Annotated in this window: 25 protein-coding genes; 18 read left to right on the plus strand and 7 right to left on the minus strand. The window is 68.9% G+C overall.

Annotated elements, in window-relative coordinates:
• The first annotated feature begins 134 nt into the window (after window positions 1–134).
• Together ACRC20_RS08775 and ACRC20_RS08780 are read left to right on the plus strand one after the other, a co-directional pair.
• Window positions 135–707 (plus strand): CD225/dispanin family protein, encoded by a 573-nt coding sequence (locus ACRC20_RS08775; protein WP_438685978.1) that lies wholly within the window; start codon window positions 135–137, stop codon window positions 705–707.
• 33 nt (window positions 708–740) lie between these two features.
• Window positions 741–1133 (plus strand): CD225/dispanin family protein, encoded by a 393-nt coding sequence (locus ACRC20_RS08780; RefSeq protein WP_438685979.1) that lies wholly within the window; start codon window positions 741–743, stop codon window positions 1131–1133.
• On the opposite strand, the gene ACRC20_RS08785 is transcribed toward ACRC20_RS08780, so the two are convergent.
• Both ACRC20_RS08785 and ACRC20_RS08790 read right to left on the minus strand, forming a co-directional pair.
• Complete coding sequence (locus ACRC20_RS08785) at window positions 1130–1573, minus strand: ferritin-like domain-containing protein (protein WP_438685980.1); 444 nt, start codon at window positions 1571–1573, stop codon at window positions 1130–1132. The two genes, ACRC20_RS08780 and ACRC20_RS08785, sit on opposite strands and share 4 nt — an antisense overlap.
• The gene (locus ACRC20_RS08790; protein ID WP_438685981.1) at window positions 1570–2073 is read right to left on the minus strand and encodes a hypothetical protein; all 504 of its coding nucleotides are present in this window, start codon (window positions 2071–2073) and stop codon (window positions 1570–1572) included. Before ACRC20_RS08790 ends, ACRC20_RS08785 begins: the two co-directional genes overlap by 4 nt.
• Window positions 2074–2251: 178 nt before the next feature.
• On the opposite strand from ACRC20_RS08790, the gene nusA reads away from it, so the two are divergent.
• The 4 genes from nusA to ACRC20_RS08810 all read left to right on the plus strand — a co-directional run bounded on the left by nusA (window position 2252) and on the right by ACRC20_RS08810 (window position 7078).
• Window positions 2252–3280, plus strand: a complete 1029-nt coding sequence (gene nusA, locus ACRC20_RS08795; protein WP_438685982.1) for a transcription termination factor NusA — start codon at window positions 2252–2254, stop codon at window positions 3278–3280.
• Between the two features lie 51 nt (window positions 3281–3331).
• The gene (locus tag ACRC20_RS08800) at window positions 3332–3649 is read left to right on the plus strand and encodes a YlxR family protein (RefSeq protein WP_438685983.1); all 318 of its coding nucleotides are present in this window, start codon (window positions 3332–3334) and stop codon (window positions 3647–3649) included.
• Between the two features lie 158 nt (window positions 3650–3807).
• The gene (gene infB, locus ACRC20_RS08805) at window positions 3808–6639 is read left to right on the plus strand and encodes a translation initiation factor IF-2 (protein WP_438685984.1); all 2832 of its coding nucleotides are present in this window, start codon (window positions 3808–3810) and stop codon (window positions 6637–6639) included.
• Window positions 6632–7078 (plus strand): ribosome-binding factor A, encoded by a 447-nt coding sequence (locus ACRC20_RS08810; RefSeq protein WP_438685985.1) that lies wholly within the window; start codon window positions 6632–6634, stop codon window positions 7076–7078. Before infB ends, ACRC20_RS08810 begins: the two co-directional genes overlap by 8 nt.
• Window positions 7079–7082: 4 nt before the next feature.
• On the opposite strand, the gene ACRC20_RS08815 is transcribed toward ACRC20_RS08810, so the two are convergent.
• Complete coding sequence (locus ACRC20_RS08815; protein WP_438685986.1) at window positions 7083–7319, minus strand: hypothetical protein; 237 nt, start codon at window positions 7317–7319, stop codon at window positions 7083–7085.
• A 60-nt stretch (window positions 7320–7379) separates the two neighbouring features.
• Between ACRC20_RS08815 and ACRC20_RS08820 the strand changes: the two genes are divergently transcribed.
• Genes ACRC20_RS08820 through ACRC20_RS08835 form a run of 4 tightly spaced genes read left to right on the plus strand, consistent with a single transcriptional unit; the run spans window position 7380 to window position 10312 of the window.
• Window positions 7380–8516, plus strand: coding sequence for a hypothetical protein (locus ACRC20_RS08820; protein WP_438685987.1), 1137 nt, complete (start codon window positions 7380–7382; stop codon window positions 8514–8516).
• 50 nt (window positions 8517–8566) lie between these two features.
• Complete coding sequence (locus tag ACRC20_RS08825) at window positions 8567–8896, plus strand: hypothetical protein (RefSeq protein ID WP_438685988.1); 330 nt, start codon at window positions 8567–8569, stop codon at window positions 8894–8896.
• Window positions 8893–9873 (plus strand): polymorphic toxin type 33 domain-containing protein, encoded by a 981-nt coding sequence (locus ACRC20_RS08830; RefSeq protein ID WP_438685989.1) that lies wholly within the window; start codon window positions 8893–8895, stop codon window positions 9871–9873. The genes ACRC20_RS08825 and ACRC20_RS08830 overlap by 4 nt, the downstream gene beginning before the upstream one ends.
• Before the next feature lies 1 nt (window position 9874).
• Entirely contained in the window at window positions 9875–10312 is a 438-nt protein-coding gene (locus tag ACRC20_RS08835; RefSeq protein ID WP_438685990.1) for a DUF4279 domain-containing protein, read from the plus strand.
• A gap of 71 nt (window positions 10313–10383) precedes the next feature.
• Here ACRC20_RS08835 and ACRC20_RS08840 read toward each other — a convergent pair whose 3' ends face one another.
• Both ACRC20_RS08840 and ACRC20_RS08845 read right to left on the minus strand, forming a co-directional pair.
• Window positions 10384–10827: an HIT family protein gene (locus ACRC20_RS08840; RefSeq protein ID WP_438685991.1), complete on the minus strand. Its 444-nt coding sequence runs from the start codon at window positions 10825–10827 to the stop codon at window positions 10384–10386.
• A gap of 7 nt (window positions 10828–10834) precedes the next feature.
• On the minus strand, window positions 10835–11491 hold the full coding sequence (locus ACRC20_RS08845) for a hypothetical protein (protein ID WP_438685992.1): 657 nt from the start codon (window positions 11489–11491) through the stop codon (window positions 10835–10837).
• Between the two features lie 196 nt (window positions 11492–11687).
• Here ACRC20_RS08845 and ACRC20_RS08850 point away from each other — a divergent pair, with 196 nt between their 5' ends.
• The 4 genes from ACRC20_RS08850 to ACRC20_RS08865 are packed head-to-tail and all read left to right on the plus strand — an operon-like array spanning window position 11688 to window position 15826.
• Window positions 11688–12827: an NAD(P) transhydrogenase subunit alpha gene (locus ACRC20_RS08850; protein ID WP_438685993.1), complete on the plus strand. Its 1140-nt coding sequence runs from the start codon at window positions 11688–11690 to the stop codon at window positions 12825–12827.
• 10 nt (window positions 12828–12837) lie between these two features.
• Window positions 12838–13155: an NAD(P) transhydrogenase subunit alpha gene (locus ACRC20_RS08855; RefSeq protein ID WP_438685994.1), complete on the plus strand. Its 318-nt coding sequence runs from the start codon at window positions 12838–12840 to the stop codon at window positions 13153–13155.
• A gap of 3 nt (window positions 13156–13158) precedes the next feature.
• On the plus strand, window positions 13159–14595 hold the full coding sequence (locus tag ACRC20_RS08860) for an NAD(P)(+) transhydrogenase (Re/Si-specific) subunit beta (RefSeq protein ID WP_438685995.1): 1437 nt from the start codon (window positions 13159–13161) through the stop codon (window positions 14593–14595).
• A 43-nt stretch (window positions 14596–14638) separates the two neighbouring features.
• Entirely contained in the window at window positions 14639–15826 is a 1188-nt protein-coding gene (locus ACRC20_RS08865) for a lipase family protein (protein WP_438685996.1), read from the plus strand.
• Here ACRC20_RS08865 and ACRC20_RS08870 read toward each other — a convergent pair.
• Together ACRC20_RS08870 and ACRC20_RS08875 are read right to left on the minus strand one after the other, a co-directional pair.
• Window positions 15820–16407, minus strand: coding sequence for a hypothetical protein (locus ACRC20_RS08870; protein ID WP_438685997.1), 588 nt, complete (start codon window positions 16405–16407; stop codon window positions 15820–15822). The genes ACRC20_RS08865 and ACRC20_RS08870 overlap by 7 nt on opposite strands.
• Window positions 16325–17434: a hypothetical protein gene (locus ACRC20_RS08875; protein WP_438685998.1), complete on the minus strand. Its 1110-nt coding sequence runs from the start codon at window positions 17432–17434 to the stop codon at window positions 16325–16327. Before ACRC20_RS08875 ends, ACRC20_RS08870 begins: the two co-directional genes overlap by 83 nt.
• Before the next feature lie 50 nt (window positions 17435–17484).
• Between ACRC20_RS08875 and smc the strand changes: the two genes are divergently transcribed.
• The 4 genes from smc to ACRC20_RS08895 all read left to right on the plus strand — a co-directional run bounded on the left by smc (window position 17485) and on the right by ACRC20_RS08895 (window position 25376).
• Window positions 17485–20964, plus strand: a complete 3480-nt coding sequence (smc, locus tag ACRC20_RS08880) for a chromosome segregation protein SMC (RefSeq protein ID WP_438685999.1) — start codon at window positions 17485–17487, stop codon at window positions 20962–20964.
• 376 nt (window positions 20965–21340) lie between these two features.
• A complete protein-coding gene (locus ACRC20_RS08885) occupies window positions 21341–22402 on the plus strand; it encodes a hypothetical protein (RefSeq protein WP_438686000.1) in 1062 nt (353 codons plus the stop codon).
• Entirely contained in the window at window positions 22402–24132 is a 1731-nt protein-coding gene (locus ACRC20_RS08890; RefSeq protein ID WP_438686001.1) for a hypothetical protein, read from the plus strand. The genes ACRC20_RS08885 and ACRC20_RS08890 overlap by 1 nt, the downstream gene beginning before the upstream one ends.
• The gene (locus ACRC20_RS08895; protein WP_438686002.1) at window positions 24132–25376 is read left to right on the plus strand and encodes a WXG100 family type VII secretion target; all 1245 of its coding nucleotides are present in this window, start codon (window positions 24132–24134) and stop codon (window positions 25374–25376) included. The genes ACRC20_RS08890 and ACRC20_RS08895 overlap by 1 nt, the downstream gene beginning before the upstream one ends.
• The last annotated feature ends 3 nt before the right edge of the window (window positions 25377–25379 follow it).

Raw genomic sequence — 25379 nt, forward strand, 5'->3', positions numbered from 1 at the left:
CGGGGTGTGCGGGCCTATGCGACGCACCAGGCGCGGTGCGTTACGCTTCTCGCAGATCATCTGATTCGGGGCCGTGGGGCACCAACGACGAGGGCCGTGCGTCAGCGCGGACATTGAGAAAGGCGGAGAGCCCAATGACGTATCCACCGAACCAGCCATTCCCGGGGTCCGACCCGAACCAGCCGGGTGGCTCGCCCTATGGCCAGCCGCCCGTCGGTGGTTCTCCGTACGGCCCTCCGCAGGGCAGCCCGTACGGCCAGCCGCCGGTCGGTGGTTCGCCGTACGGCCAGCCGCAGGGCAACCCGTACGGCCAGCCGCAGGGCAACCCGTACGGCCAGCCGCAGGGCAACCCGTACGGCCAGCCGCAGGGCAACCCGTACGGCCAGCCTGTTGGTGGTTCCCCGTACGGGCCTGGCGGCTCGGCGGGCGGCCCGCCCCCGGACTACAAGGGCTGGGCCATCGCGTCCATCTTCCTTTTCTGGCCGTTGGCGATCCCTGCGTTCATCGCCTCGGGCAAAGTCTCCACGCTGTGGGCGCAAGGGGACATCGCAGGCGCGAACCAGGCCTCTGCGGACGCGAAAAAGTGGGGCAGCCTCGGTGTGTACATCGGCGCCGGATGGTCCGCGTTGTGGCTCATCTGCTGCTGCGTCTACTTCGTCTTCCTCGGCGGCAGCCTTGCCGCCGCGGGCGCGGGCAGCAGCTACTGAGCTGCCCCCGCGCGAGGATGCTGTGGGGCTAGCGTGACGTACCCGGATCCCTACCAGCAGCCGCCGTATGGCCAACAACCGCCGTACGGCCAGCCTGATGCTGGCTCACAGCCCTTCCGAGGGCAGTTCGCGTCGATGCCGGACAAGCAGATTGGCTGGGTGGTGGCAGCGTTCTTGCTGTTCTGGCCCGTCGGGATCTTCGCGTTGCTGGAGTCGAACAAGGTCGAGGAGCGCTGGAAGCAGGGCGATGTCGCCGGGGCGCAGACTGCCTCGGAGAGCACGAAGAAGCTCGGGCAGTGGACCCTTTACATCTCGCTCGGCCTGTATGTGCTGGGCTGCGTTCTCGGGTGCCTGATCCCCGCGATCTTCGGTGTGGGCTTTTGCGGGCTCGGCGTCCTCGGGGCCGGGTCCGCGGGATCGGGCTAGCTGCCGGGGAACGGGGCGACGCGGGGGCTCAGGTCCAAGTTCTCGTTCCACTGCGCGGCGCGGACGGCGCAGTCCCCGAGCGCGCGCACGCCTTCCTCCCGCACCTCGGGCAAAGTGGCGCGTTCCACGAGGGATCGCCAGGCCCGTGCGGTCTCGAGCTCGATCTGAGCCGCGAGGCGCGCGGCGGACGGACCGTCCGCCACCTCGATCGGCAAGAGATACGAGGGCGCGGCTTGTGGGGCTTGCCTGCCAGAGCCTGTGAGCCGCGCGGTGGCCGCGTCCCGATGGGCGCGATGCTCGGCGACGATGTCCGAGGTGAGCCGCGTGGTGGCCGGGTGCCGCACATAGGCCTGCACCACGCCGTAGGCGAACACGGCGGCGTGCTCTGCGGCGACGGCTTCGGCCAATGCGTCGGCGTCCTGCTGCGGCAGCTCGGTCATTGGGCCTCCTCGGCCAGCGCGACGACGAGAAGCGCCCGGGTCGCGGCGGCGACCGAGGCCGCCAACCCGGCCAGATACCCCGAGGAACCCTTGGCGAGTTCGCCTGCGAGGCGTTGCGATTCGGCGAGCGAGGCTTTGAACTCGTCCAAGGAGGCTGGGGCGGGAGGCTTCGGCGAGGAGCTCGTGGCCGTGGTGGAAGTGGTCGTTTTCGGCGGATCGAGCCGGGCGATCTGCGCGTCGAGCGTTTCGGCGTGGGCGCGGCGGAGGTCGCAGGCTTCGCGGAGCGCTTTCGCGTGGTCGGATTCGTGGCCGACGAGCAGTTCGGCCTGTTCTGACTCCTGCCAGGCCCGTCTCGACTGCTCGCGCAGCGAGGCCAGCAACTGCACGGCCTTGGGGTCGGGCTGTTCTTTGGCGCATCCGGCCGCGGCGGCGAGGAGCGCGGAAGCCCCGACGAGCAACACCGTGCGCCTGTCCACGGGGAGAGGTCGATCGGCGGTCACGGTCCACTATCCTGCCATGGGCTGCGGTCAAGAGGGTTTCCGCCACGCGCCGCGCCTGGCAGAACCGTGCTCCCCGGTGCGTCCGGCAGGGAAGCGCGCTACACTACCCAACAACGAGCCGAGGCTCGGCGCGCAAGCCGCCTGAGCGAACAAGTCAACATGAGGAGCGGGACGTCCGATGCACATTGATGTTCAGACCCTGCGCGCGATCGAGGCCGAAAAAGGCCTTTCGAGCGAGAAGATCATCGACGCCATCGCGTCGGCTCTGCTCACCGCGTACAAGCACACCGACGGCCACCACTCCGACGCCAGGGTCGACATCGACCGCAAACACGGCGCGGTCCGAGTTCTCGTGGCGGAGCGGGACGAGGACGGCAATCTTCTCGGCGAGTACGACGACACCCCCGACGACTTCGGGCGGATCGCCACTATGACCGCGCGGCAGGTCATCCTCCAGCGGCTGCGCGACGCGGAAGGCGACCAAGGCTTCGCGGACCTCCCGGCCAAAGAGGGCGAAATCGTCGCGGGCGTGGTCCAGCGCGACGCCCGGGCGAACGAGCGCGGCCTGCAGATCGTCCGAATCGGCTCCGAGCTCAAGAGCTACGAAGGCGTCCTGCCGGTGGCCGAGCAGGTGCCGGGGGAGTCCCTCGTCCACGGCGACCGGGTGAAATGCTACGTCGTGAGCGTGAAAGCGGGCAGGCGAGGGCCGCAGATCACGCTTTCTCGGACGCACCCGAACCTGGTGCGCAAGCTGTTCGCGCTCGAAGTGCCGGAGATCAACGAGGGCTCGGTCCAGATCGTCGCCGTGGCGCGGGAGGCGGGCCACCGTTCGAAAATCGCGGTGAAGTCCACTGTGCCCGGCCTCAACGCGAAGGGCGCGTGCATCGGCCAGAACGGGCAGCGGGTGCGCAACGTGATGAGCGAGCTCGCGGGGGAGAAGATCGACCTCATCGATTTCGACGAGGACCCGGCCACGTTCGTCGGCAACGCGCTCTCTCCGGCGAGGGCGCTCGCGACGCGCGTGCTCGATCCGAACGCGAAAGCGGTGCGCGTGGTGGTGCCGGACTCCCAGCTCTCGCTCGCGATCGGCAAAGAGGGCCAGAACGCCAGGCTCGCGGCCCGGCTCACCGGCTGGCGGATCGACATCCGCAGCGAACAGGACCCCGAAGTCGCCCGGAGGCCCGCCCCGGACCGCAGCGCTTTGTGACCCTTCTCGGCCTTTCGAACCAACTTTTCAATCGGGCCGAAGAGGAGTATGATGAATTTTCGGTTCTTCGACCGTCCTGGTCCGTCAACGCCACATGTGCCGACACGCACATGTGTGGGGTGTCGGCAGAGGATGCCTGCCTCGGCGTTGCTGAGGACCACCATCCTGCGACGGGAAGCCTCTGAGGTCCTCGTGTTGGACTTTGGCAGGCGTTTGGGCGGACGAGGAGCCTGGGTATGCCCGAAGCCAGCATGCGTGCTGGCGGCTGGGCGCAAAAAGGCCTTCGCGAGAGCACTGCGCCACCCCGGCCCCGTCGATTGCTCGGCGGTGCTGGACGAGGTCGCCGCGCTTGCGGAGCAGACGAGCTGATTGGGCCGGGCATGAAAGGCGCCAAGGACAAATGAGCAAAGACAAATGAGCACGTTGTGAAGCACCAACGATGAACACTGATCGGACATAGTTTCGAGGTCAGCCACGCCAGCCAGTGAGGGCGTGGGCGCTTGGCCTCGATAGTGAGGAGAGCGCGAGTGGCAGGCAAGACTCGAGTGCACGAGTTGGCCAAAGAACTTGGAGTCAGCAGCAAGGACCTTCTTGCGCGGCTCAAAGACCAGGGGGAATTCGTCAAGTCGGCTTCGTCGACTATCGAACCGCCCGTCGCACGACGGCTGCGGGATCATTTCGCGGCCTCGTCCGGCGCGGACGGGCGCAAGGGCCTGGCAGAGCTGAAGCCGAGGCCCGCGCGTCCGGCGAGCGAGGCCCCGGCTCCTCGTCCGCAGGAGTCGACGGCGCAGCCGGGCGTCGCGTCCGGACCGCGTCCCGGCCCCCGTCCCGCTCCCCAGCAGCAGCAGGCTCCGCAGCCGCAGGCTCCGCAGCCGCAGGCTCCGCAGCCGCAGGCGCAGGAGGTGGTGCAGGCCGCCCCTCCGGCTCCTCGTCCGCAGGAGAGCGCGGTCGCGCCCCGTCCGCAGGCCCCGGCTCCTCGCCCGCCCCGGATCGGCAACAACCCCTTCTCCTCTTCCGCGCCCGCGCCTCCGGCCGCTGGCGCTCCCGGGCCGCACCCCGGCAGGGGACCTGCGCCCGGGCCTCGTCCCGGCGCTCCCTCGCCCTCGTCGGTCCCCGGCGTTCCCCGTCCGATGGGGCCGAGGCCTGGGCCTTCCGGCTCTCGTCCGCCGATTCCGGGGATGCCGAGGCCCGCTGCCTCCGGCGGCCCCCGCCCCGGTGGCCGAGGCCCCGGTCCGAGCCCCGGCTCGATGCCCCCGCGCGGCCCCCGGCCCGGTCCTGGTCCTGGCTCTCGCCCAGGCGGCCCCGGTCGTCCCGGCGCTGGCGCAGGGGCAGGCGCCCCTGGCCGCAGCGGTCCCGGTGGTCCTGGCGGCCCCGGTGGTCCCGGCGGCCCCGGTCGTCCCGGCGGCCCCGGTGGTCCCGGCGGCCGTGGTCGTGGCGGTGGGACCGCAGGCGCGTTCGGACGCGCTGGCGGCCCGGTCAAGCGTGGACGCAAGTCGAAGCGGCAGAAGCGGCAAGAGTACGACAGCATGCAGGCGCCGGTCGTCGGCGGCGTGCGGCTGCCGAGGGGCAACGGCGAGGTCATCCGGCTCGCCCGGGGCGCTTCCCTCTCGGACTTCGCGGAGAAGATCGACGCGAACCCCGCTTCGCTGGTGCAGGCGTTGTTCAACCTCGGCGAGATGGTCACCGCGACCCAGTCGGTCGGCGACGACACGCTGCAGCTGCTCGGCGACGAGCTGAACTTCAGGGTCCAGGTCGTGAGCCCGGAGGACGAGGACCGAGAGCTGCTCGACTCCTTCGACCTCACCTACGGCGATGACGACGACGAAGACGAAGACCTCGTGGCCCGGCCACCGGTCGTCACCGTCATGGGCCACGTCGACCACGGCAAGACCCGCCTCTTGGACACGATCCGCCAGGCGAACGTCCGCGAGGGCGAGTACGGCGGCATCACGCAGCACATCGGCGCCTACCAGGTGCCGACGACGCTCGACGGCGAAGAGCGGCTCATCACCTTCATCGACACCCCCGGCCACGAGGCGTTCACCGCCATGCGTGCCCGAGGCGCGAAGGTCACCGACATCGCTGTGCTGGTCGTCGCGGCCGACGACGGTGTCATGCCGCAGACCGTCGAGGCGATCAACCACGCGAAGTCGGCCGACGTGCCGATCGTGGTGGCGGTCAACAAGATCGACAAAGAGGGCGCAGACCCGGCGAAGGTCCGTGGCCAGCTCACCGAGTTCGGCCTGGTCGCCGAGGAGTACGGCGGCGAAACGATGTTCGTCGACATCTCGGCGCGCAACGGCACCAACATCGACCAGCTCCTGGAAGCGGTGCTCCTCACCGCCGACGCGTCGCTGGACCTGCGGGCCAACCCGGACCGCGAGGCCCAGGGCGTGTCGATCGAGGCGCACCTCGACCGAGGCCGTGGCCCGGTGGCGACCGTCTTGATCCAGCGCGGGACGCTGCGCGTCGGCGACTCCGTCGTCGCGGGCGACGCCTACGGCCGAGTCCGCAAGATGGTGGACGAGCACGGCGTCGACGTGCCCGAGGCGCTGCCGTCGCGGCCGGTGCAGGTCATCGGTTTCACCTCGGTGCCGAGGGCGGGCGACAGCCTGCTCGTGGTCGAAGAGGACCGCATCGCCAGGCAGATCGCCGACCGGCGCGCGGCCATGCGCCGCAACGAGCTCGCGGCCAAGGGCCGTCGGCGGATCAGCCTTGAGGACCTGGACTCGATGCTCAAGGAGACCAGCCAGCTCAACCTCATCCTCAAGGGCGACAACTCCGGCACCGTGGAGGCCCTGGAAGAGGCGCTCATCGGGATCGACGTCGGCGACGAGGTGGAGCTCCGGGTCATCGACCGCGGCGTCGGCGGGGTCACCGAGACCAACGTCAACCTCGCTGCCGCGTCGAACGCGATCATCATCGGGTTCAACGTGCGCGCCGAGGGCAAGGCCACCGAGCTCGCGAACCGCGAAGGCGTGGAGATCCGGTACTACACCGTCATCTACCAGGCCATCGACGAGATCACCAAGGCTCTCACGGGCATGCTCAAGCCGGTCTACGAAGAGGTCTCGCTCGGCACCGCCGAGGTCAGGGCGCTGTTCAAGTCCTCGAAGGCCGGGCTCATCGCAGGTTGCATGGTCACCTCGGGCGTCGTGCGGCGCAACGCGAAGGCACGCCTTCTGCGCGACTCCGCCGTCATCGCGGAAGAGCTCACCATCTCCTCGCTGCGGCGTGAGAAGGACGACTCGAGCGAAGTCCGCGAGGGCTACGAGTGCGGTCTCACCGTGACGTACTCCGACTTCAAGGTCGGTGACGTGATCGAGGCCTACGAGCTGCAGGAGAAGCCACGTGGCTGATCCCGCCAGGGCTCGTCGGCTCGCGAAGCGGGTCCGGACGTTGGTGGCGAGCGCGGTCGAGCACGAGATCTCGGACTCCAGGCTGGAGCTGGTGACGTTCACCGACGCGAAGATGACTTCGGACCTGCGGGAAGTGACCTTGTACTACACGGTCAGAGGCGCGAGCATCACCGACGTGCCGGACACCGCTGTCGCGGCCGAGGCGTTCGCAGAAGTGACGGGCCAGTTGCGCGGCCTCGTCGGGGCGCGGCTCGGGGTGAAATTCACCCCGAGCCTCAAGTTCGAGCTCGACAGGGTGCCGGACACGGTCGCGGAGATGGAAGAGCTCGTGCGAAAAGCCCGCGAGGCCGACGAGGCGACCCGCAAAGCCGCTGCCGCCGCGCGTCCGGCGGGCGAGGCGAACCCGTATCGCGAAGAGGCCTTGGACGAGGAGCGCTGAGCGCTTAGAGCCCGATGACGCCGGGGCCGTCCAGCACAAGGAAGAGCGGCGAGCCGGGGTCGAAGGCGAGGGGCGCGGGCGGCTCCTGCCGCGCCGGGCTCCGGCCTCGACGAGGCTCGGGCAGATCGCTCGGCGTCGCGGCCTGCGGGACGAGCCGGTCCCGCACAGGCTCGGCCTGCTCGGCGACGCGGTCCGCGAGCGCATGGGCGACCTCGCCGAGGTAGTCGCCGTACGTGCCCATCTGCACATCCTACGCCGCTGCGCGCGGCGCTGGTTGTGACGAGCTGCTACGCTCGCCGCTGTGAGCGGCAAGGACGAGTGGGCCGACGACTGGGAAACCGGCAACAAGCGCTACGGCTACTACGAGGACGACGTGGACGAGGCCCCTGCGCCTCCCGTCGCGGCGAGATCCGAGCGCGCGGCCCCTGCGGCGAAGCCCTCCCCAGCAGCGGCGCCTGCCAGACCGGTGTCTGCCGAGCCAGAGCCTGCGGACGACGCGGACGAGCGCCTCGTGCGGCGTGCGACGCGCATCCTCGCGGACCTGGTGGCGCAGTCGCAGGGATTCGCAGGACTCGACTGGGCGGTTGGCGCGTTCACGGAGCTGTCGGGCAAAGGCGTCTGCTACGCGACGAGCAACGAGGGATTCGGCTTCCTGCCCTGGGGCCTGCGCTGGCCCCCGGACGCGAAGCCGGTCTTCGGGCTCGGCGCGACCGAGTGGGACACGCCCTGGCAGGGCCTCGCCAATCCGGCGCGGATCGTCGCCGACCACTTCGCGCAGGGCCAGATGTCTGCCAGGAGCGGGTTGAAGCTCGCGACCATCGTCAGCAGCGCCCCGCTCGGCCAGGCGGTCGCCGACCTGTTGGCGGAACAAGGCGCGGTCTTCGCGCAGATCTCGCCGACCGGCTCGGACGGCCGGGGCCAAGGGCAGAGCAGGCTGGACACAGTGGGCAACGACCTCGTCGCGCTGGCGCGGGCCGTGCCCCCGGAGCGGCGCTGGGCGACCGGCGTGTACCTCATGCAGCACGCGGTCGAGTTCAGCCAGATCGGCGAGGCCTACCCCTCGGCGCTGCAGATCGTGCGCGGGGCGTGGGACGGCAACGTGACCGCCGACGACTGGGAGCGGGTGCAGTACGCCTCGCGCCAGCTCGACTACCGGGCGCAGATGGAGCGGGTCGGGGACGAGTACCTCGGGCCGGTGCGGGCGGCTAAGGACTGGCAGGAGCGCGAAGATCTCGACGTGTGCCCGCCCGAGCACGGCCTCATGTACATCCAGCCGTTCCAGCGCGCGCGGGCCTGCGCGATGCTGGAGCGCCTCGTCGCAGGTTGGGTGCGGGGGAGCGACCTCGGCGCCGAGGACGTGGCCGAGATGGCCTACGAGCACTATTGCGTGGTCGAGGACGCGGAAGCCACGGCAGGGGTCCTGCGGGGGCAGATCTAGCGCGGTAGACTTCGGCGCAGAAGTCACCTGTGGGAAGGAAGGCGCAGATCATGGCGATTTACAACGAGGGCGGCTGCTGCGGCGGGCAGCAGTTGTACGTGGACACCGACAAGATCGCGGGACACGTGCAGACCTTCCAGTCCGCCAGCGAGACGTTCGGGTCGTTGGCCGGGTCGGTGGACTTCGCCGGGGCCGCGAGCGCGCTCGCCGGGACGAGCCTCGCGAGCATCTTGAGCGGCGGGGCCGACGTGCTCGGCACAGCGCTCAAGAGCCACGGCGAGCGCGCCAATGTGACGGCGGAGAACTTCCACAGCACCGTGCTGGAATACCAGGACGAGGACGAAGGGAACGCCAGCACGTTGCGCGACGTCGTCGCATGAGCCTGTCGCGCTCGCAGCTGGAGTCGATGAACCCGTCCGCGCTGCACTCCTTGGCGGACCAGGTGGGAAGCGTCCACAATTCGCTCGCCGAGCAGGTGCAGTCGCACGAGCAGATCTCGCGGAACCTCAACGAAGGGTGGCGGGGGACCGCCGCCGACCGTGCCGCCGGGGACGTGGACGACCACCTCGCGAAAATGCGGAGCAACGCCGAAGGCGTGGCCCAACTACGGACGGCCTTGAGCAACGCAGGCAACGAGCTCACCTCCGCGCGGTCGAACGTGCTCAACTCCGTGTCGCAGCTGGAGTCCAACGGTTTCCGGGTCGGCCAGGACTGGTCCGTCCAGGACGCGTCCGGCAAGAAAGGCATGCAGCGCTCGTACTTGCAGCGCGACGGCGTGTCCCAGCTGCGCGACGCGCTCACTGGCCTCGACCAGGCGCAAGAGGGAGCAGGCCGGGCGATGCAAGCCGCGCTGGAGGGCATCAAGCCAGTGGACTCGAAGGACGCGATGATGTTCGGACCGAGGAGTCCTGCAAAAGATGAGCCCGAGGTTCCAGCGGCCTGTGCGGCACAGAAGAAAGAATATGACGCGGCTATAGCTGAGCGTGAGCAGCTCACTCTAGCTGGTCCTGGCGAAGCTACCAAGGGGCCTGCAGCTGTTGCCGCTCACAATGAGAAAGTTATGAAAAATGCTGAGCGTGGCGCAGTAGCTAAAAGCGCGCTCAATCTCTGTATCGAAAAAAACAGCGGGGGAGGTCGTCGGCCAGGGCGAAACCCCACTCAAGATAAACGGCTTCAGCCAGGTGAGATTAAGAAACTGAAGAAAGCCGGGATTGATCCAGAGAAATTAAAGGGCGATAAGAGAACTGGTCAGTTGGATTTATTTAAAGATGAAGAGGGAAATATTTATATAAAGCCGAAAGATGGAAGCGGTCCTGGTGAGCCGACAGGAATCAATATTAATAATATAGGAAACTGAATTGGAGCAAGCGATGGAACCTGTGCGTGAGTTGGACGAGTCTTGGCCAACCACTATCAAACCTATTATTAACGTGACCGGATCATTTGATCCGGGTGTCTTTACAAGTGAGATCTCTTTAACTCCAACGGAAACGGCTAGAGCAGGTGATCCGCGCACTCCACATACGCCGTTGCTGAAGTTCGCCGAGGACTCGTGGAGGATGAATCTCGGTGAGCGAGAGTCATTAGATATCGAGGTAGAGCTAGACCGTTTGCTTGCTGTGTTGATCCCGATCTGTGAAAAGTTTAGGACAACTGTAGAAGCGATGGGGCTCAGTGCCGAGGCTGCATTCGTGGTAACTATGAGCAGGATGCCGTACCCTGCCGTATCTCTTAGGCCAGATCAGATCGAACAGCTCGCGAAGCTCGGTATGTCCCTCGATATCGATGTCATGTAGGCCAGTTCTGATAAGTAGAGCATTGAAGCGCTTGATGGGTTGAGGGAGTCTTGTCCGGGTTGGGTAACCTCTCACCCCAGGCGGCGCAGGCCCTCGCGGATCGCCTCGGCGGTCTCCTCGGGCTTGACGAGCCGCCGCCAGGCCGCGCCGAAGACGAAGGTGGCTTTGTCGCCCTTGCGGCGGGGGATGACGTGCAGGTGGGTGTGGAACACGGTCTGCATCGCGGCCCGGCCGTCGTTGACGACGAGATGCGTGCCCGCGACGCCGAGGTCGCTGCGCCGGATGGCGCGGGCGATGCGCTGGCCCATGCGGAAGATCTTCGCGCCGTTCTCCGGCTCCAAATCCTCAAGGTAGGGGCTGTGCGGCTTGGGGATCACCAGGGTGTGCCCCCGCGTCACCGGGCGGATGTCGAGGAACGCGACGACGTCCTCGTCCTCGTAGACCCGGTACGCGGGGCCGACGCCCGCCACGATCGCGCAGAACACGCAGTTCTCGACGGATGTGTCGGCGGGCATGGGGCGCTCAGCCGTTCCGGCGGGTGAAGGACCCTCGGTCGAGGTTGTAGTTCAGGAAGTCGAGGTCGGGCCTGCGGACCCGGCTCCAGTTGAACGCCCACCGGGCGAAGTGCTCGGGCTCGACGATCGGGTAGATGACCTTCTCGACCAGGTTCTCCTGCAGGATCAGGGCGAAGGGCTCGTAATAGCGCTTGCCGTCGATGGTGAACGTCGGCAGGCCCAAGAGGTCCGCGAGCTTCGCCTCGGGGTCCGAGAGGCCGGGGAACTGCTGCCGGGGCTCGGGGCGGATGATCTGGCGCAGCTCTTCCACGTCCTGCGTGGTGAAGAGGAGGGTGTAGTGGAACCCGATGCTCGCGAGGCTCTCGTACTCGTCGTGCACGCCCTTGTGGATCTGGACGCCCGCCTGCGCGAGGGGGTTGTCCGCCAGATGCGCGGGAAGCGGGTGCTTCGCGGTGGCGACCTGCGGGAGGAAGACGAACATGTTGCGCGCGCGGGGCAGCTCGTGCAAGGGCAGCTGCACGTCGGTGGCCTCGGTGGTGGGCAGTCGGAACTCGGGGAACGGCTTGCCGACGAGCGCCTGGAACTGCGGCGCGAGGTCGGGCTCCCAGGGGTCCTGCTCGATGTCGACAGGGAAGGCTTCTCCGCCGAAGTGGATGTCAGGCATGCTCGGCTCCTGCTCGGTCGTAGAATTTCGCTGTCGTCATGGTTCTGCGCTGTGGTCCTTCGCTCTTGTCGCTTCCCCCGTATGGGCGGGTCAAGGCTAGCACGCCCCGGTGCGGAACCCGTATAACCCCGTCTGACATACTCTAACGCCGTCGCCCGTTTGGTGGCAGGAATTCGACAGGAAAGTGAGTTTTCGCATGGCGCAAGCTCTATCGCAAGGCGGGTCAGCGTTGACCCTCGGCGTCGTCCGGGAGACCGGGGCTGACGAGCGCCGAGTGGCCTTGGTGCCGAAGGTCGTGAGCATTTGGACGGCGAAGGGCCTGCGGGTCGTCGTCGAGCCAGGCGCCGGGCTCGGCTCGCTCATCCCCGACGAGCTGTACACCGAGGCGGGCGCCGAGCTCGGCGATCCCTGGTCGGCGGACATCGTCGTCAAGGTGGCCCCGCCGACCGCGGACGAGATCGCGAAGCTGCGCAGCGGCTCCACTTTCATCGGCTTCCTCGCGCCGCGCACCGCGACCGAGAACATCGCGAAGCTCGGCGCGCAGGGCGTGCAGGCCTACGCGATCGAGGCGATTCCGCGTATCTCGCGCGCCCAGGTGATGGACGGCCTCTCCTCGCAGGCGAACGTCTCGGGCTACAAAGCGGTGCTCCTCGGCGCCTCCCTGCTGACCCGGTTCTACCCGATGCTCACCACGGCGGCGGGCACGGTGAAGCCCGCGACGGTCCTGGTGCTCGGCGTCGGTGTCGCGGGCCTGCAGGCCCTTGCCACGGCGAAGCGCCTCGGCGCCCGCACCACCGGCTACGACGTGCGCCCCGAGGTCGCGGACCAGGTCCGCTCCGTTGGCGCGCAGTGGCTCGACCTCGGCATCGAGGCTGCTGGCGAGGGCGGTTACGCCCGTGAGCTCACCGATGAGGAGAAGGCGCAGCAGCAGCAGGCGCTCGAAGACGCCATCAAGGGCTTCGACGTGGTGATCACCACGGCGCTGGTGCCGGGACGCCCGGCCCCGCGCCTGGTCACGGCGGCTGCTGTGGAGGGCATGCGCCCCGGCAGCGTCGTCGTGGACCTCGCGGGCGAGACCGGCGGCAACTGCGAGCTCACCGAGCCCGGCCAGACCGTCGTCAAGCACCAGGTGACGATCGCCTCCCCGTTGAACCTCCCGGCCACCATGCCGGAGCACGCGAGCGAGCTCTACTCCCGCAACATCTCGGCGCTCCTCGAGCTTCTGGTCAAGAAGACCGAGGCGGGGGCGCTCGCCCTCGAACCGGACTTCTCCGACGAAGTCTTGGCCAAGTCCATCGTGGCGGGAGCACCCGCCACCCCGTCCACCTCGGCATAAGGCGGCAACGTTGAACGCACAACATTTGCTGGACAGCATCGCGGTGCTGGTCCTCGCAGGCTTCGTCGGCTTCTCGGTGATCTCGAAGGTGCCCAACACCCTGCACACCCCGCTGATGTCCGGCACGAACGCCATCCACGGCATCGTGGTGCTCGGCGCGCTGGTGGTGCTGGGCGACCTGAAGGCGGACACCCCGTGGTACGTGTGGGTCATCGCCTTCGTCGCCCTGATCTTCGGCACGCTCAACGTGGTCGGCGGCTTCGTGGTCACCGACCGCATGCTGGGCATGTTCAAACCCAAGACCAAGACCCCCTCGAAGGAGGCCTGAGCCATGTCTGACTCGACGCTCGCCCTGGTGGTCGACGCCCTGTATATCGTGGCCTTCGGCCTGTTCATCTACGGCCTCATGGGCTTGACCGGCCCGAAGACGGCCGTTCGCGGCAACTACATCGCGGCGGTCGGCATGGTCCTCGCCGTGGTGGCCACCCTCGTCAAGATCTTCCCCACCGCGACCCCGTTCGCGTGGGGCGTGATCGTGGTCGGCGCGGCCATCGGTATCGCGGGCGGCGTGCCGTCGGCGCTCAAGACCAAGATGACGGCGATGCCGCAGCTTGTGGCCTTCTTCAACGGCATGGGCGGCGGCACGGTCGCCCTCATCGCGTGGTCGGAGTTCATCACCAGCCGGGGCTTCTCGGACGAGGCCTCGGGCCCGGCCCAGATCGGCGGCTCGCTCTTCGGCGCGATCATCGGCTCGATCTCCTTCTGGGGCTCGATCATCGCGTACGCGAAGCTCCAGGAGCTGCTCTCGGGCCGTCCGATCAGCATCGGCAAGCTGCAGCAGCCGCTCAACCTCGTGCTCTTCGCGGTCGCCATCGCCTCCGCCGTGGTCATCGGGGTCAAGGCGGGCTCCGGCGGCGCCGACTGGTGGTGGATCGTCCTCTTGCTCGTGTCGTCGGGCGTGCTCGGCGTGTTCGTGGTGCTGCCCATCGGCGGCGCGGACATGCCCGTGGTCATCTCGCTGCTCAACGCGCTCACCGGCCTCTCGGCCGCTGCGGCGGGCCTCGCGCTGGACAACCTCGCGCTGGTCGTCGCGGGCATGATCGTCGGCGCCTCCGGCACGATCTTGACCAACCTCATGGCCAAGGCCATGAACCGCTCCATCCCCTCCATCATCGCGGGCGGCTTCGGCGGCGGCTCGGCTGCCGTCGCCGCTGGCGGCGCGGACGCGGGCGACAAGCAGGTCAAGGCCACCAACCCTTCGGACGCGGCGATCCTGCTGTCCTACGCGAACCAGGTCATCGTTGTCCCCGGCTACGGCCTCGCGGTCGCGCAAGCGCAGCACGCGGTCAAGGACATGGCCAAGATGCTGGAGAGCAAGGGCGTCGAGGTCAAATACGCCATCCACCCGGTGGCTGGCCGTATGCCCGGGCACATGAACGTGCTCCTCGCCGAGGCCGACGTGCCGTACGAGGCGCTCAAAGAGATGGACGAGATCAACGACGAGTTCAAGCGGACCGACGTCGCGATCGTCCTCGGGGCCAACGACGTCACCAACCCGGCGGCGCGCAACGACCCGAGCTCGCCCATCCACGGGATGCCCGTGCTCAACGTTGACGAGGCGAAAGCCGTCATCGTGGTCAAGCGCGGCATGAGCTCAGGGTTCGCCGGGATCGACAACCCGCTGTTCTACGCCCCCAACACCACCATGCTCTTCGGCGACGCCAAGAAAGTGGTCGGCGAGCTGATCGATGAGCTCAAAGCGCTCTAAACGAGCTCTCAGCAGCACCAGCGCGCTCGCAACGGCTTTGGCCGTGGCGGGCGCGCTGGTCTCTAGTTGCTCGGAGCAGGCAGGCGGGAGCCCCGGCTCTGGTCCGGGCGCGCTGGTGGCCGACGCGCCGCTGCGGCTGACCGGGGGCAGCGCCGCGCTCGGCGACAAGGCGGAAGTCCACTACGTCGCATACGGCTCAACCTCTGGGGTCGACGGCTCCGCCGCCCTCGTGAGCGGCATTGTGTTCGTCCCGAAGGGGAAGCCCCGGCCGCCCGAGGGGTACCCGCTCGTCTCGTACGGGCATGGCGCGGTCGGCTTCGACAGCGACTGCGGCCCGACCATGACGAAAGACCTCGGCCTCGCCGACACCACACGGGTCTCGAAGCTGCTCGACGCGGGATACGTCGTCGCGGTCTCGGACTACCAGGGCCTCGGCAAGGGGGCCGAGCCCGAGGAGGGCGGGGCAGGGCTGACGCACCCGTTCCGCGAGCCGAGGACCACAGGCTACAACCTGATCGACGCGGCCCGCGCCGCCAAGGCGCTCCTGGGCAGGCTCGGCACGGCGCTCTCTGGCAAATGGGCCGTCTACGGCGAGTCGCAGGGCGGGGAAGCGGCGTGGGCCGCAGGCGACCTCGCCGCAGGCTACGGCTCTGGGGCTGATGGGCTCACGTTGATCGGCGTGGCCGCAGAGAAGCCGCCGACCGACTTCACCTGGCTGGTCGACGGCGCTGCGGCGGGCACGCTGGGCCCTGGCGACCAGATCTCCTACCTTCGCCTGCTCAGGGGACTGAGCGTCGCGCACCCGGAGCTGAGGCTCGACGACTATGTGCGCGGACCGCTGGCCGACAAGGCGAACCAGAAGACGATCTTGGGCTGCTTCGCGCGCGGCGGAGCTCGGATCTTCTCGATCGCGAAGCTGCTCGGCCCGGCGGACACGAGGGCGTCTGCGCAGCAAGCAGATCAGCTCAGAGCATGGCTGAAGGGTTGGAAGCTGCCGCTTGCGGCGGAGAAAAGCTCCGGGGCCCCGTTCTTCGTCGCGGCGAGCGTCCAGGACGAGGTGGTGCCGGTGGCAGCCGTGCGCCGAGGGATCGCCGAGGAGAAGGAACGGGGGACTGCGGTCCAGGAGATGGTCGAAAACGGCGGGAAGCACCGGGAGTTCGACGACTCGTCGGAGGCTATCGCGTGGCTCGGGGACCAGTTCGCGGGACGGCAGGCTCCGGGCGGCTACTGAGCCGCTTCCGAGTCCGGTTTCGGTATATCGCGGAGCGCTCGCAGCGCGCCCTTGCTCGGGGTTTGGGGAGGAATTGCGAGGGGCAGCCCGAGGAGAACCGGCCACATGATGAGGCCGGTGTTGACGGGGATCCCGGTGTTCGCCCCGCCCCAGAGGAGCACCTGCCAAGGCAGCGCCGCCGCCAGCGCCAGGACCGATGCGCACATGCCGAGCAGCTGATTGCGGCGCAGCCTTGGCCGTGCGAGCCGAGTTGCTTTGATCGCGGCTGCGACGAGCGCGATGAACAGCAGGCTGACTGCGATGTAGAGCCCGAACCCCGCTGTTCCCGCCGCGGACGTTCCCCCCTGGTGCCGCCACGGTTTCGACTGAGCTGTCGTGAGGATCTGCATGAGCAGGCAAAACGAGCCGTAGAGCGGCCAGAACCGCCATCCCTGGGGAGAAGAGCGGTCCAACAGCGCGGTGAGCTTGTCCGAGTCCAAGGAGTCGGGGTCGATCGGCTCAGGGCGGACCGGCGGCTTGGCCCAGAGGATCGGCCAAGGAGGGGGTCCAGGATCGTCGGCCCCAATCACCGGCGCCGTCATCAGGCTCCCCTTCTTCCCCGTGCTTGTCTGGCGCTGGTCCGCGCGTGACATGGCTATCGTAGGCGCTCGGCGCCGGAAGGTCCGGAGCCAATAAAAACAGGCCCTGCGCCATGACCAGCACCCCGGCCAGCGTCCATCCGACGAGCTGGTGCTGCTGCGGCGCCGGATCCGCCCACAAGAACCGCTGCCACGGCATGAGCAACAGCATGCCGACCACGATCGCCGGCGCCCCGAGGAGCTCGTGCCAACCCCGACGAGGGCCTGAGCCTCGGGCGACGAGCGCGCACGCGACGAGCACGGTGAAATACATCGGCCCGAGCGCGGCGAAGCGCAGCGCCGCTATTCCGGAGGCCGGATCGGGCCCGAGCCAGCCGGTCGTCGGCTCTTCGACCCAGCCGAGCCGGTACGGCGCGACCAGCTCCCACACCACGACCGCCGCGACGAGGGCGTGCGCGAGGCGGCTGGCACGGGGATAGAGCCAGAGCACTCCGACCCCGGCGAGCAGCACGGCGGCGACGTCCCTGGCCTCGTGGCGGACCGCGACTCCCTCCGAGAGCCACACGACCGAGTCCCACGGATGGGCGACCAGCGCCGCCGCGAGGACGCTGCAGCATCCGAGGGTTTGGCGCGCGCTTGCGATGCCGAAGCCGAGCGCGCCGCGCATCGCCGCGGCAACGTCGGCGAACACGACGAGCATCACGCCCGCCGCCAGCGAGATCAGGAGGAGCTGGTACCCGCGCGCCGTCATCGGGGCGTCGCGGCTCGCGTCGAGCGTGTCGGTGGGGAAGTCGAAGAGCCAGCCGACCAGCCTGGCCAAGAGCAGGCCGAACACCAAGGCCGCGGTCATGGTGAGCCAGGACCGGGCCTGCGGTCGGGGCGGGGGCGCGACGGGCCGGGGGTCTTCCGGCTCGGCAAGACTCGCGATCAAGCCGCCTGCGAGCAGACCAGGGCCGGACGCGGCCCGTCTGAGCCGGTCCAGTTCTTGTTCGAGCAGCTCCGCTCCGGAGCGGCGCGACGCCTCGCTCACCGTTTCAACAGTAGTCGACGCAGGCGTTCTGTGGGGTATTCTGCGTCCTCATGCACTTGCGAAGCCTCACCCTCAAGGGCTTCAAATCTTTTGCCGCCCCCACCACACTGGTGTTCGAGCCGGGGGTGACCGCCGTGGTCGGGGCGAACGGGTCGGGGAAGTCCAATATCGCGGACGCGTTGTCCTGGGTGATGGGGGAGCAGGGCGCGAAGTCGCTGCGCGGCGCGAAGATGGACGACGTCATTTTCGCGGGCACGAGCAAACGCCCCGCGCTCGGGCGGGCGGAGGTCACGCTTGTCATCGACAACGCCGACGGCGCTCTCCCGATCGACTACACGGAGGTGGCGGTCACCCGGCGGATGTACCGCGACGGCGGGGGAGAGTACCTGATCAACGGGGACCCGTGCAGGCTCATGGACGTGCAAGAGCTCCTGTCCGACTCGGGCATCGGCTCGCAGATGCACGTGATCGTCGGCCAGAACCGCCTCGCGACGATGCTCAGCGCCCGTCCGCACCAGTGGCGCGAGCTCATCGAAGAGGCTGCGGGGGTGCACAAGCACCGCAAGCGCAAGGACCGCGCCTTGCGCAAGCTGGAGGCCACGAGCTCGGACATGACCAGGGTCGGCGACCTCGTGGTCGAACTGCGCAGGCAGCTCAAACCGCTCGGCAGGCAGGCCGAGGCGGCGAAAAAGGCCCATGCGGCAGGGGCGAAGCTCCGAGACGCGCGGCGGCGGCTCGCCGTCGCAAAACTCGCCCAGACGCAGGAAACGGCGAACGACGCCGGGGGATCGGCGCGGCAGACTGCGGCCAGGCGGGAGGCCGCGCAGCGCGAGCTCGACGCGAAGCTGTCGTTGACCAGCGCGGACGAGGAAGCGTTGCGGGTGGTCCGGTCCGCGACGGGCCGGGCCCGCGAGCAGGCCGAGCAGCTCGGCCTCGTGGTCGAGCGGGTGCGCGCCACCGCGCGGGTCGCGGACGAGCGCGCGCGCCAGCTCGCGAAGCACGCGGCGGCTCCCCAGCTGGAGGAGGACCTGACCGATCAGCGAGCCGAACTGGTCCTGGCATGCGGCGAGCTCGAAGCGCAGTCGGCTGCCTCGGCGGCCGCGTTGGAGGCCGCTCGCGAGGCGGAACGTTCGGCGAAGGCCGAGGCGAGCCAGGCGGACGGACGGCTGCGGGCGCAGGAACAGGAGTTGCACCGGCTGCGGGCGCATGCCGCGAAGGCCTCGGGACAGGCGGCGAGCTTGGCGGGGAAGGCGCAGGCGCTCCTTGGAGAGGCCGAGCACGCCCGGCAGGCGAGCGCGGAAGCGCATGGCCGGGCCGAGCGGGCGAAAGCCGACGCCACCGGGCTGAAGACCGCGCAGGCGGAGCGCGACCTGGCGTGGCAGGAGGCCCAGCTGCGTTCGGACGAGGCGAGCCGGGCGGAGGCCCTGCTGGTCGAGCGCGTCGAGCAGAGCACGGCGACGGAGTCGGGCTTGAAGGGCAGGACAGCCGCGCTCGTCGCGAGGATCGAGGCCTTGGAGTCGACGGTCGCCCCGGCGGACGGGGCGGCGTGGCTCTTCGAGCATTCGCCCGCCAAACCGACCGGAGTCCTCGCCGAACGCGTGAAATCCCGCGCCGGATACGAGCGGGCGCTCGCGGCGGCGCTTGGCGCGTTCGCCGAGGCGGTGGTCATGGATTCCCCGGAGGCGGCGTTCGCGGCGGCCTCCGCCCTCGGCGAAGCGGGGGAAGGCCAAGCCGCGCTGGTGTTCCCGCCAGGGCGGGGACAGGTCCGTCCCGAGCCGGTCGAGCTGCCCAAAGGCGCGCAACAGCTCCTGGCCTTGGTCGAGGCCGACGACGAGCTCGCCCCCGCGCTCGCGGGCCTCATCGCGGGCGTGGTCGTGGTGGAAGCCCCGCAGGAGGCGCAGGCCGTGCTCGCAAAGCATCCGCAGGCCAAAGTGGTGACCAAATCCGGGAGCCTGATCGGCCTCGGCTGGGCGGTCGCGGGGGTGGGCCGGAGCACCGGCGTGCTCGACGTGCAGGCGCAGATAGCCCGTGCCCGCGACGAGCTCAAGGCGGCGCAAGGCCAGCTCGGCGATGCGCAGCGGGCCGTGGAGCACGATCGCGCGGAGCTCGTTTCGGCGCGGCAGTCCAGCGCGCAAACGCGCGCCGAGCTGACCGAGGCGGCGGCGGACCGCGCTGTCGCGGGCGAATCGCTCGCGCGCTCGACCACGCAAGTGGAGACGCTGGAGATGGAGTCGAGGCGGACCTCGACGCGGGCCGAGGCGCTGGCGCAGCAGGCGCAGGAGTTGACCGTCGTGATCGAGCAGGCCGAAGCGGCCCACCGGCAGGCGCAGGGCGAGGCGGAAGGGCTCGCCGCGCGATTGGAGCAGGGGGCTGGGCTGCGGCAACAGACTGGCGCGGCGTTGGAGGAGGTCCAGGCGAGACGCGGGGCCGTCGAGTCCGAGCACGCCGCGCTCAAGGAGCGGGTGGTCGCGGCGAGGGCAAGGATCGCCGAGTTGGAGGCGAGGGAGCACCGGCTCAAGGCCGCGCAGGAGCAAGCGCTGCGGCAGGAACGAGCGCGCCAGCGCGCGCTCGCCGCCCATGCGGTTGCGGTGCGGCTCGGCGACCGGGCGCACACGGTCTGCGAAGCGGCGCAGGCCCGTCATGACCGGTTGCGGCGCAGAGTCGCGGAGCAGGTCGAGAGCATGAAGGAGGGGCAAGCGCAGGTCGCGGCGGCTCGTGAGCGCCTCGCCGAGGCGGAGCGCGCCGCGCACTCCGCCGAACTCGCCGCGACCACTGCGGCGGAGCGGTCCAAGGCCGCCGAGACCGAGGTGGTCGAGCGGTTCGGCATGACTCCCGCCGACCTTGTCGCAGAATTCGCCGAGGAGGACCCGGCGAGCTTCGACCAGGAGCAGCTGGCCGAGGCGGTCAAGGTCGCCGAGCGGGAGATCTCGGCTATCGGCCAGGTGAACCCGCTCGCGTTGGAGGAGTTCGCCGCGCTCGAAGAACGGCACGGGTTCCTCACCGCTCAGCTCGACGATCTGACCAAAGCGCGCAAAGACCTCCTCGACGTGGTCAAAGACGTGGACGACCTCGTGGTCCGAGTGATCCGCGAGGCTTTCGACGACGTGTCCCGCGAGTTCGCCGGGGTTTTTGGGACGCTCTTCCCCGGCGGGGAGGGCTCCTTGGAGCTGACCGACCCCGCCGACCTGCTCACGACGGGGGTCGAGGTCAAGGCCCGGCCTGCGGGCAAAAAGGTGCAGCGGCTGTCCTTGCTGTCCGGCGGCGAGCAGTCGTTGACCGCGCTCGCCGTGCTGGTCTCGATCTTCCGCGCCCGGCCGTCGCCGTTCTATATCTTCGACGAGGTGGAGGCGGCGCTCGACGAGGTGAACCTGCGCCGTCTGCTCGTGATCCTCGACGAGCTGGCGCGTTCGGCCCAGCTCATCATCATCACCCACCAGCGTCCGACGATGGAGATCGCCGACGCCCTCTACGGCATGAGCATGCAGGGCGACGGGGTGACCCAGGTCGTCTCCCAAAAAGTCTCTTCTTGACGGTTGAGACGGCGATCTCCTGCGTTGTCGGTCCCCCACTCGCAGGGCTTGTGGGAGGTGCCCCCACCTCGCGTACAGCCGCTCGTTCCTCGCTGTATTCGTACGCGTCGTCGCCTGCCGCCTTGGATCTCGTCCGTCGCAACTGCCAGCCCATTGAGGCACGGTTCGATACTCTCGGGCAGCGGGCATGCGGTACACTGACGCGGGCGCGGGTTCGGGGTGTTCTCCGACAGTCTGAAGCCGGATCGCGCAGCGCGGCGCGGATGGAACCAAAACGTAGTGGGAAGCGTCTAACAGAGAGAGCGCCTGCGGGGGCTTGTGGTCACGTGGAGAAAGGAGCGCCCCGATGGTGGACACTTCGGTATCCGATCAAGCCGTGAGCATGGTGGTTTCGGCGTGCGACGAGCTGATCGGCCATCTGGACAAAATCGGCGGCGACGTGGACGCCCTCGCGAGCGTCAGCGGGTCTAGCGGGGCGTGGGGGGCGAGCCCGGACGGCAAGAAACTGGAGCAGAAGCTCCACGAGTACACGACGACGGGGTGCAAGGCGGACGGGCTCAAAAAGAGCGCCGAAGAGCAGAAGAAGACCATCGAGAGCTACAAGAGCCTGCTGCACAGCGGAGCGCAGAAGTTCTTCGACCAAGACGAGGAATCGGGCAAGAAGATCGACAACACGGTCGACGGGGACGCGTCCAAAGACGCGCAGGGCTTGTCGAAGGGTTCGAGCCAGTCGTCTGGCGCTGGGGATGGCCAGGGCGGCGCTGCTGCGGGTGGCGGCGCTGCTTCCAGTGGTGGCGATTCGGCTGGTGGGGGCCAGGGCGCCGGTGGGGGCGCGTCGAGTGGCGGTTCTCCTTCGGGGGGCGGTTCCTCTGGCGGCGGTATGGGGAATATGGCTGGGATGGCCAGTCAGGGGATGCAAGGGGCTCAGCAGGCGATGCAGGCTGGGATGCAGGGGGCTCAACAAGCGGCGCAGGCTGGGATGCAGGGGGCTCAGCAGGCGATGCAGGCTGGGATGCAGGGGCTTGGCGGGGACCACGGCGGCGGCGACCACGCCGAGAAAGACCACGACGGCAAGGACGACCAGCGCGACGGGCATGGCGACCGCGGAGATCGCGGCGACCGGGACAGGGGCGACCGGGACAGGGGCGACCGGGACAGGGGCGACGACGTAGATCGCGCTGCCGACCCTGGTCGAGTGGGGGATATCGCGGAAGGGCTGCATGACAGCGGTCCCAAGCACGATGGTCCGCCGCCAGGTTCGACTCCGCCTGCTGGGGCGCCGCCGCTCAGCGGTCCGCCGCCGGGCTCGACTCCGCCTGCTGGGGCGCCGCCGCTCAGCGGTCCGCCGCCGGGCTCGACTCCGCCTGCTGGGGCGCCGCCGCTCAGCGGTCCGCCGCCGCCTGCACGGGCGGCTTCTTATGACGGGGGCGGCCGGTAATGGGCGATGTCGATTACAACGCCATGGTCGACTCGGGTTGGCAGCAGCTGCTGGCGTTCGCGCAATCGGTCAATCCGGAGGGCGTGCAGACGGTGGCCGACAAGTGGGCGGCGCTGGAGAGCGACATCCCGAACGCGTACATCGGTTTCAAAACGAAGCTCAACACCATTTTCGGCGTCGAATGGACCGGCGCGACGGCGGACGCGGCCAAGAGCGCCTCCGAGCGCCTCGCGCAGGGCATGGACCAGAACGTCGAGCGGATCTCGGTCGTCGCGGCGAAGACGCGTGCGCTCGCGCAAGCGGCGCACGAGGTCAAACGGGCAGCCGAGAACGCGCAGTCGCAGATGGGCCAAAAAGGGACGGAGACGAAGCAGTACCAAGAGATCGGCCGGGAGCTGGCGCAGGCGCTGCACGGATTCTACGGAGCGAAGGGCGAGGATCCGCTCGGCGAGCTGGAGCCGTTCCTGTCCGTTGCCCCGCTGATGTTCAAGAACCCGGACGATCCGTCCGGGGACCACGACGACGGGAAGAAGAAACACGGCTCCGAAAACGGCGGCGAGGACAAAGAGGCCAAAGGCAAAGACAGCGGCGAGGACAAAGACGGAGAGAAGCCGAAGGACGGCGGATCCGAGGGGAAGCCTGGCTCGGGCGAACAGTCCGGCGGGGCGGGCTCAGGGCAGCAGTCGGGTGGTGGCCAGGGATCCGGCGGTGGTCAAGGCTCTGGTGAGGGCCAGGGATCGGGCCAGGGCCAGGGATCGGGCCAGGGCCAGGGCTCGGGCTCGGGCTCCGGTGGTGGTTCGCCTTCGGGTGGTGGCTCGGGCTCGGGCGGTGGTTCGCCTTCGGGTGGTGGCTCGGGCTCGGGCGGTGGTTCGCCTTCGGGTGGTGGCTCGGGCTCGGGCGGTGGTTCCCCGTCTGGCGGAGGCTCGGGCTCGGGCGGTGGCTCGCCTTCGGGCGGAGGCGACCATGGCGAGAAAGACCATGGCGAGAAACACGAGAAAGACCACCACGAGAAAGACGATCACGAGAAAGACCACGCGGGCGGCGGCGAGGACCCTGACGACAACGGGGACCACGACCAAGACGCGCGCCAGGCCGAGGACGCGAAGCACGGCTTGCTCGCAGATGACGACCGGCCGGGACTGGCCGCTGGAGCCGAAGACGGCGCGAGGCCTGAGGCCAGCGCGTCGCTCGCGCATGACGCGGCGCCGCCGCCAGGAGCCGGGCTCGCGCCCGAAGCGCCGTCCACGAGCGGAGCTTTCGGCGCGGAGCACCATCAAGGCGAGGCCCCGCCGCAGCAGCTCGCCCAAACGCGTGTCTCTGCAGCGGAGCTTGGAGTTCCTGTGGCGCCCGCGTCTTTGATGGGACCTGCGCCGCATTCTCCGATGGGCGGAGCGTCGCTCGGGATCATGCTCGAGCATGGATTGCCGCTGGATCCGTCGCCCACATGGCAGCCGCTGAGCGAGCGGATCCAGAGCAATGCGCCGCTGCCGAGCTGGTCCGGCGGCGGGGGCTCGTTGATGGGACAGGACTTCCAGGCCAACACTGAGGCCGTGCAGCAGGCGAGCGCGCAGCAGCAGGTGCATATGGCTTCTCCGAGCCCTGCGCCGCCGCCGGGGCCTTATAGTGGTGGTTCGTTGTTGGGGCAAGATTTCCAGGCGCAGACCGAGGTACCCCAGGGCTCTCAGCCCCCGGACCTTCGTTCCGCCGATAATCAAGGAGGCACACGGTAATGGGAGATGTCGATTACAACTCCATGGTCGATTCGGGCTATCGGCAACTGCTCGAATTCGCGCAGTCGGTGGACCCGTCCGCGATCGAAAGCCTGGCGAACAGCTGGAAGCAGCTCTCCCAGGACATCCCCGAGGCGTACCAGGGCTTTAAAAACAGCTTGAACACCGTGTTCGGCTCGGAGTGGACGGGCGAGTCGGCGGATGCGGCCCGAAGCGCCTCCGACCGGCTCTGCGCGGGCATGAACAACAACATCGAGCGCGTCGCCAACGTGTCCGACAAGCTCCAGGCCATGGTGGACGCCGCGCACGCGGTCAAGAGCCTGGCCGCGCAGGCGCAGGAGCTGTTCAACAAGAAAGGCGTGAGCCAGCAGGAGTGCCAACAGATGGCCCAAGAGCTCGCCAGCGCGCTGCAAGCGCTCTACGGCGCCCCGGGCCAAGACCCGCTCGGCAAGCTCGAACCGTTCGAAAAGGTCGCGCCGCTGGTTTTCGCCAAGCCGGACGACGTCCTCGGCGACATCGGCGAGGGCAAGTCCAAAGGGGACGGCGGGGCTGAGGATCCCAGCGGCAAGGGCGACGCGACCGGCGACGGCAAGGGCGAGGGCAAAGGCGACGGGAAAGGCGAGAGCAAAGGCGAGGGCCAGGGGGCTGGAGCAGGCTCCGGCTCCGGCTCTGGCGGCGGGTCGCCCTCGGGCGGCGAGGGCTCCGGGGCTGGCTCCGGCGCTGGCGCTGGTTCGCCCTCGGGCGCTGGCGCGGGCAGCCCGTCCGGCCTCGGCTCCCCAGACCTCGGTTCGACCAGCCCGATGTCGTCCGAGCTCGCGCCGATGGACCCGGCCACAGCGAGGGGCATCGGCGGCGGCATGGGCGGCGGCCATGGCGGCGGTGGCGGGATCGGCGACAAGGAGAAGAAGCTTTCCGCGGCTCCTGCCAAGGCGGACGCGTCGAATAAGCCCGTGGTGAACGTGAACACGCCGAGCCTCGACGGGCTCAAGGGCCAGTCCGGCATGGGCGGTATGGGCGGCGGCATGGGCGGTATGGGCGGCGGCGCCCATGGCGGCGGCGGTGGCGAGGGCAAGGAGCATAAGACTCCGGACTACCTCATCAACAGCGACCACGGCTTCGACCTGGTCGGGCACGCGTTGCCAGTGGTGTCGCCGGAGGTCATCGGCGAGCTCGACAAGGGCGAAGTCAAGAGGATGGAAGCCGCCAGGGACAAAATGGCCCAAGAGGTGGCGCAGAAGGGCTGAGGC

Origin of the sequence: Segniliparus sp. (genome assembly GCF_051660745.1) — a bacterium.
Classification (GTDB): Bacteria; Actinomycetota; Actinomycetes; order Mycobacteriales; family Mycobacteriaceae; genus Segniliparus.